Raw genomic sequence first — 6,795 nt, 5'->3', positions numbered from 1 at the left:
GCGCATCCCGTATGCGGCGGCGTCGCTCCGGGGGATTCGTCGCGCGCGTCGAGCCATCCGTGAACGTGCCGCCGGTGTCGACATCGTGCACAGTCATGCGATCTCCGCCTTGCCTGCCGTGCCCCGGGGGCTGTCTGTTCCCTGGGTTCACACGGAGCACTGGTCCGGCCTGCTCAGCCCGCGTACCGCGCCTCTCCCGGTGCGCGTGGCCGGGGGCTGGATGGCGCGACTGCTCGAGTACCCTGCCGTAGTGGTCGCCGTCAGCGAGCAGCTCGCCGTCGCCGTACGCCGCACGCGCACCGGCCCGACGGTCGTCGTGCCGAACGCCGTGGCTGCGCCGATCGAACCGCCACGCGACGTCACGGACCTCGTCATGGTCGGCGTCGGCGGACTCATCGGCCGGAAGCGCCCCGTGCTCGCCGTCGAAACCGTCGCGGCGCTGGTGGCACGGGGGCGGGATGCTCGTCTCATCTGGGCAGGCGACGGCCCCGAGCGCGATCGCGTGCTCGCCCGGGCCGCCGAACTCGGGGTGCGGGACAGGGTGGAGCTGCGGGGCAACGTAGACCCCGCCGAGATCTCAGGCCTGCTCGGCTCGGCTCGTGTCTTCCTCCTTCCCACGGAAGGGGAGACCTTCGGGGTGGCGATCGCGGAAGCGCTCCGTCATGGACTTCCGGTGGTCGTGGGCGATGACGGCGGCCACACCGAGTACGTCCGCCCCGAAGACGGGGCACTGGTCGGTACGACGGACGCGACGGAGTGGGCGGACGCCGTCGAAGACGTTCTGGATCGAGACCGCGAAGAGATCCGCCGCAGCGCGGAGTTCCGTTTCTCGGACGACGCGCGCAGTGCCGCCTTCGATGCCGTCTACGAGACGGCGCTGGACAGGAAGAGACAAAGATGAAGCTGCTCGTCCTCTCGTTCTCCCGAATCGAGTCGGACCCGCGAGTGCGGCGTCAGATCGAGCTGTTCCGAGACGACTGGGAGATCGTCACCTGCGGCTACGGGCCGAAGCCGGAGGGAAGCGTCGAGCACTTCGAGATCCCCGAAGAGCTCGCGGTCTGGCGCTATCCCCGCGTGGCGATGATCGCCCGACAGTACCGCCGCGCGTACTGGGGAAACCGGGCGCTGGCGTGGGCGCGCGAGCATCTCGGCGGCCAACGATTCGACGTGATCCTCGCCAATGAGGTGGAGTCCGCCGGTGTGGCCGCCGAGCTCGAGCCGTCCAAGGGGTTCCACGTCGATCTGCACGAGTATGCGCCCACGTTGCACACGGAGAAATTGACCTTCCGGCTCTTCGTCGCTCCGTTTCTGCGCTGGCAGCTGCGGAAGTTCGTCTCGCGAGCATCCTCCACCACGACCGTCGGCCGTGCCATCGCCGCCCGCTATCGACGCGAGTTCGGCTTCGACACGAAGCTCGTGATGAACGCGCCCGCCTACTCGGAGCGCGAACCTCACCCGACGTCGTCACCGATCCGGGTCGTCCACGCCGGTGCGGCGTTGCGCAATCGCGGACTCGGCACGCTCATCGAGGCGATGGAGCGGACGTCGGCCGATGTAACCCTCGACCTGTATCTCCCACCGAATGATCCGGCGTACCTGGAGGAGCTCCGGGCAGCGGCAGCACGGGTGCCGGCGGTCCGCATGCATGAGCCGGTACCTTTCGACTCGTTGATCGACACCCTCGCCGGCTACGACGTCGGCATCCACATCCTCGCGCCCACCAACTACAACAACGCGTATGCGATGCCGAACAAGTTCTTCGAGTACGTGCAGGCGCGACTCGGGCTCGTGATCGGACCGTCGCCGGAGATGTCCGCCACGCTCACGCGCCACGGACTGGGAGTCGTCGCCGATGACTTCTCGGCCGACGCCGTGGCACGTGCGCTCGATGCCCTCACCCCGGAGCGCGTCGACGGATTCAAGGCGGCGGCCGCGGACGCGGCACGCGAACTGTCCGCCGAAGCGCAGATGCCGGTGTGGAAGAGCGCCATCGACACGATTGCGGGCCGATGACGATGGTCACGTCCGCACAGGTCGATGTGCTCGTCCCCGTGCACTCCGAGTCGCGGCCGGTACGCCGACTGGCGCAGAGCGTCCTCGAGCACACGAACGTGCCGGTGCGACTTCTCGTCGTGGCGCACAACATCGAGGAGCAGCGCATCCGCGCGGCGCTCGGGCCGTACGCCGAGGACGCCAGGGTCGACGTCGTCGGGTTCCGTGACGGGATCCCGTCGCCGGCCGGACCGATGAACTTCGCCCTCGACCGGGTGACCGCTCCGTGGTTCACGAAGATCGACTCTGATGATCGACTCAGCCCGGGCGCTCTGGACGGCTGGGTCCGCCGCGCCGAGACACGAGGGGCGGATGCCGTCCTGCCGGCGATGCTGCTCCCCGCCGTCGGGGAGGGGTTTCCCACGCCACCGCGCCGTCCCGGTCGGGTCGTGCTGGACCCCGTGCGTGATCGTCTGAGCTACCGCACGAGCACGATGGGCCTCTTCGCCGCCGACCTCCGCGAGCAGGCACGCCCGGTGGAGGGACTGGAGACGGGGGAGGACATCGCACCGAGCCTCCGATTGTGGTTCGGTGCGCGCAAGGTGGTCGCCGCGGGTGACGGCGACGCCTACCTCGTCGGCGACGATGCCGTCGACCGGGTCACCGAATCCGCTCGAACGCTCGCGACCGAACTCGCCTTCGCGCCGCTGCTCGTCGCCGAGGACATGTGGGGCGCTCTCGGCGAGGCGGCTCGGGCGGCTGTGGTCCGAAAACTCATCCGCGTGCACGTGCTCGGGGCGCTCGGCCGACGCGAGCTGGACGCCACCGTCGTGAGCGATGCGGCGAACGCACTGGAGACGCTGCTCAGGTCGGCGCCGTCGGCGCTGCGCTCGCTCTCGCGTCTCGACGTCGAACTCATCGATCGGCTGCGGGCGCGAGCCGCGGTCGAAGACGTCGCCGCTCTCGTCGAACGGCGACGGCGGTACGCGCAGCCCCGCGCGATGCTCACGCCGTCGCTGCACCGCACCCTCGACCGCGACGCTCCGCTGCGTTTCCTCTCGGCTTCGCTCCTCGCACAGCGCCGGGCGCGACGGGCGGCGCGCGCCGCATAGGATCGTAGGGTGAAGATCCTCAGCGTCGTCGGCGCCCGCCCGCAGTTCGTCAAGCTCGCCCCCATCGACCGCGCCGCGCGTGAGGCCGGAGTGGAACACGTCATCGTGCACACCGGTCAGCACTACGATCCGATGCTCTCGGACATCTTCTTCTCCGAGCTCGGCATCTCGAGTCCCGACGTGCACCTCGGTGTCGGCTCGGGGAGTCACGGTGTGCAGACCGGGGCGATGCTGGGACAGCTCGATGCCGTCTTCGACGCCCATGCACCGGATTGGGTGCTGGTCTACGGTGATACGAACTCGACGGTGGCGGCCGCGTTGAGCGCCGTCAAGATGCACATACCCGTCGCGCATCTCGAGGCCGGGTTGCGATCGTTCAACCGTCGCATGCCCGAGGAGCACAACCGTGTTCTCACCGACCACGCGGCGGACATCCTGCTGGCGCCGACCGAGGTCGCCATGGCGCACCTCGCCGACGAGGGCCTCAAGGCCCGTTCGGTCCTGGTCGGCGATGTGATGACGGACGTCCTCTACTCGACCAGGGACGAGCTCTCGGGTGAGCCCTCCGCGCTCATCGACGAGCTGGGACTCACGCCCGGCGAATTCCAGGTCGCGACCATCCACCGTGCGGAGAACACCGACGATCCGGTACGTCTCACGCAGATCATCGAGGCTCTGGGAGCGCTCGCCACTCCCACGGTCCTGCTCGCGCACCCGCGGCTGGTGGCCAAGGCAGCAGAAGCCGACATCGACCTCGAGCAGGGCAACCTGCGGGTGCACCGTCCGCTCGCGTACCGGGACCTCATCGCCGCGGTGCTCAGCAGCGGACACGTCGTCACCGATTCGGGTGGACTGCAGAAGGAGGCTTTCCTGCTGCGCGTGCCGTGCACGACCGTGCGCACCGAGACCGAGTGGGTCGAAACCGTGCAGCTCGGCTGGAACGCCCTGGTCTCGGACCCCTCGGTACTGGCCGAGACCGTCGCACGTCCTGCCCCGTCGCCGACCGACGAGGCTCCCTACGGAGACGGCTCCGCGGCGCGACGCGTCGTCGAGGTGCTGTCCGCCGGCTGAGGCCCGTCGTCCGGCTGAGGCCCGCGGTCAGGCTCGGCCGCCCCTTCCGACTCGGACGCCTCCGGCTCGGGATCGTCGGGCGCGCCCGGAAGGCCGGTCGGGTTGGTCCGCGATCGCTGCACCCAGGTCACGGTCGCGCTGACGAGCATCCCGGCGGCGAGAAGCCAGAAGATCAGCCCGGGAGTCGCATACCGGAACTGCGTGGGCGTGCCGTTCGTGATGTTGTAGATCGCCGTGGCGGCGATGGCGCCGAGCAGCAGGTGCGACTCCACGCGTCGCCAGAAGATGATCATGCCCGCGACCGCGAGGCAGATCAGCACCAGCAACGAACGATCGCCGCGCAGCATCGTCACGACATCAGCTCTGACGATGTCGAATGCCATGCGCGGGACGTTGAGGAGGGCTTCGCCCAGCGAGCTCGCGCCGGCCTGCATGAGGAACTGGTCCAGCTGCGAGAACGAGGGGAAGATGAGCGATTGCAGGACTTGGCAGCCGATCGTCGCCGCGCCGACGATGATCGCGGGGAGCATCATGCGGCTGTTGCGACGCTCGATCAGTGAGCCGATGACCCACGCGGCGATGAAAGCCCCGGCCATGATCAGGGTCGCCTGGCGGGTGAAGGCCGAGAGCACCGTGACCGCGCCGATCGCGATCAGCATCCAGGGTCGGGGCTTCTCCAGCCAACGCCACGCGAGCAGCAGTGCGACGGCGGTGAAGAGCGCCGAGAGGCCCTCGGTGAGCATCCCGGTTCCGATGGAGACGAGGAACATCGACGTGTTCAGGAGCAGGCCGATGAGAAGCGCGACGAGGGTGCCGAAGCGACGACGGAGCATGATCACCGCGATGACCATGAGTGCGGCCGTCGCCAACAGGGGGATGACGGCGAGGCCGGCCGGACCGAAGAGTGCGATGAACGGGGCGCTGAGGGTCGGGAGCACCACGCGCGGCTGCACCAGGCCCCATCCGAACAGATCCTCCACGGGAGGGACGTCGATGTTGCGCGGGCCCGCGTAGTCCACGGTGAGCTGCCGCGCCGTCTCGGGATCGTTCCCGAGGAAGAGGTACGCCATGGCGAGGTAGTAGCGCGAGTCCGGATAGAACATCCGGTACCACCTCACATACGTGGCGTACGTGAGGAGGAACGTCGATGCGAGGATCGTCCACAGGAGGAGCGTGCTGCGTTGGCGCAGAAACCAGGTGCGCGCGGGAGAGTGTGCCATGGCGATATCACGCTAGCACGGAGGTTTCGCGGTGGCGGCTCGGCGGTTTCGATGCGCGCGTCGTGGACGGGATAGCGTACGGGGGTGACATCGCTTCCAGGTAGTCTCACTCACCGACGCTGGGGACTCGACATCCTTCGCATCGTGGCGATCATCGGCGTGGTCAGCATCCACACCTTCGGAGCTCTGCGCTCGTCTCCCGAGCTGGAGGGCTCGCGCTCCTGGTGGGTGGCGGTCGCGCTGAACGCCGGATTCATCTGGGCGGTCCCGGTCTTCGTCATGATCAGCGGCGCCCTGCTACTCGATGCGCGGCCGCATGCCGCCGGTCCCACCGCGTTCTACCGTCAGCGTCTGGTCCGCCTCGCGCCGGCCTTCATCTTCTGGCAGGTCTTCTACCTGATCGTCGTGCGGCAGTGGATGAGCGGGCTCGACGAGAGCGCGGCGACGATGCTCGCGCTCGTCCTGCGCGGACAGCCCTACACACACCTCTACTTCCTCTGGCTCATCGTCGGCCTCTACGCCATCGCGCCGGTTCTGCGCCCGTTTCTCAGAGACGGCGGCCGCGGGCGGGCGCTCATGTTCGCAGGGGTCCTCATCCTGGTCACTGTCGCGACGTACTCGACATCGGCACTGCTGGCGTGGGCAGGGAGCCCCTCGCCGATCATCCTGAGCGCACTCACGCAGTGGCTGCCCTACGTCGGCTACTTCGTGGCCGGATACGCGCTGCGTGATCTCCGTCTGACCGGTGCGCGCCTGTGGGCGTGCGGCGCGATCGCGGCAGTGGCGATCGGGTGGACGATCCTTCAGGCGGGTGCCGTCGACCCCGCGTCGCTGCTCGCAGCGCTGCTTCCGCAGAGCTATCTCGGCCCCGTCACGGTCGTGATCGCCGTCACCCTCTTCGTCTTCGTCAACAGCCTCTTCTCCGGTGACGTCGGCGCCGGTACGGGGCGGGTCATCCGGACCCTGTCGGAGGCGACCTTCGGGGTCTACCTCGTGCATTTCGCGCTCCTGATCGCCGTGCGGTCCGTGCCCTGGTTCGCCGATGCCGCGACCACGTCCGTCGTGTCGGCCGTTCTGGTGTGGCTCATCGTGGTCGTGCTGTCGTTCGCGCTGGTCGTGCCGTTGCGTCGTGTGCCGGTGATCGGGCGCATCTTCTGACCGCGGTCGCCGAGCGCTCTGGGACCTCTGCCGCCCCGTAGACTGGACCCCATGCGTATCGCCGTCGTGGCCCTCGGAAAGATCGGGCTTCCCCTCGCCGTCCAGTTCGCCTCATCCGGCCATGACGTCATCGGAGTCGACGTCAACCAGAAGGCCGTCGACACCATCAACGCCGGGCGCGAGCCCTTCCCCGGCGAGGCGCACCTCCAGGAGAGACTCGCCGAGCTCATCCCCGCCGGTCG

At 68.6% G+C, this 6,795-nt stretch carries 7 protein-coding genes; 6 read left to right on the top strand and 1 reads right to left on the bottom strand.

The window, feature by feature from the left end; all coding sequences use genetic code 11:
* The 4 genes from ACNPM4_RS04840 to wecB all read left to right on the top strand — a co-directional run.
* The coding region (locus ACNPM4_RS04840) for a glycosyltransferase family 4 protein (RefSeq protein WP_448984880.1) at positions 1 to 901 on the top strand (901 nt) is incomplete at its 5' end.
* Positions 898 to 2,013 (top strand): glycosyltransferase family protein, encoded by a 1,116-nt coding sequence (locus ACNPM4_RS04835; protein WP_448984879.1) that lies wholly within the window; start codon positions 898 to 900, stop codon positions 2,011 to 2,013. The genes ACNPM4_RS04840 and ACNPM4_RS04835, both read left to right, overlap by 4 nt.
* Positions 2,010 to 3,104: a glycosyltransferase family A protein gene (locus ACNPM4_RS04830; RefSeq protein ID WP_448984878.1), complete on the top strand. Its 1,095-nt coding sequence runs from the start codon at positions 2,010 to 2,012 to the stop codon at positions 3,102 to 3,104. The genes ACNPM4_RS04835 and ACNPM4_RS04830 overlap by 4 nt, the downstream gene beginning before the upstream one ends.
* 9 nt (positions 3,105 to 3,113) lie before the next feature.
* Entirely contained in the window at positions 3,114 to 4,175 is a 1,062-nt protein-coding gene (wecB, locus tag ACNPM4_RS04825; RefSeq protein WP_448984877.1) for a non-hydrolyzing UDP-N-acetylglucosamine 2-epimerase, read from the top strand.
* Here the strand turns inward: wecB and ACNPM4_RS04820 are convergent.
* On the bottom strand, positions 4,121 to 5,395 hold the full coding sequence (locus ACNPM4_RS04820) for an ArnT family glycosyltransferase (protein ID WP_448984876.1): 1,275 nt from the start codon (positions 5,393 to 5,395) through the stop codon (positions 4,121 to 4,123). The genes wecB and ACNPM4_RS04820 overlap by 55 nt on opposite strands.
* Positions 5,396 to 5,479: 84 nt before the next feature.
* On the opposite strand from ACNPM4_RS04820, the gene ACNPM4_RS04815 reads away from it, so the two are divergent.
* Positions 5,480 to 6,553, top strand: a complete 1,074-nt coding sequence (locus ACNPM4_RS04815) for an acyltransferase (RefSeq protein WP_448984875.1) — start codon at positions 5,480 to 5,482, stop codon at positions 6,551 to 6,553.
* Between the two features lie 51 nt (positions 6,554 to 6,604).
* A partial coding sequence (locus tag ACNPM4_RS04810; protein ID WP_448984874.1) for an NAD(P)-binding domain-containing protein occupies positions 6,605 to 6,795 on the top strand: 191 nt, incomplete at its 3' end.

This window comes from Microbacterium umsixpiens (assembly GCF_053543675.1).
This window is presented reverse-complemented; position numbering and strand designations above follow the sequence as displayed.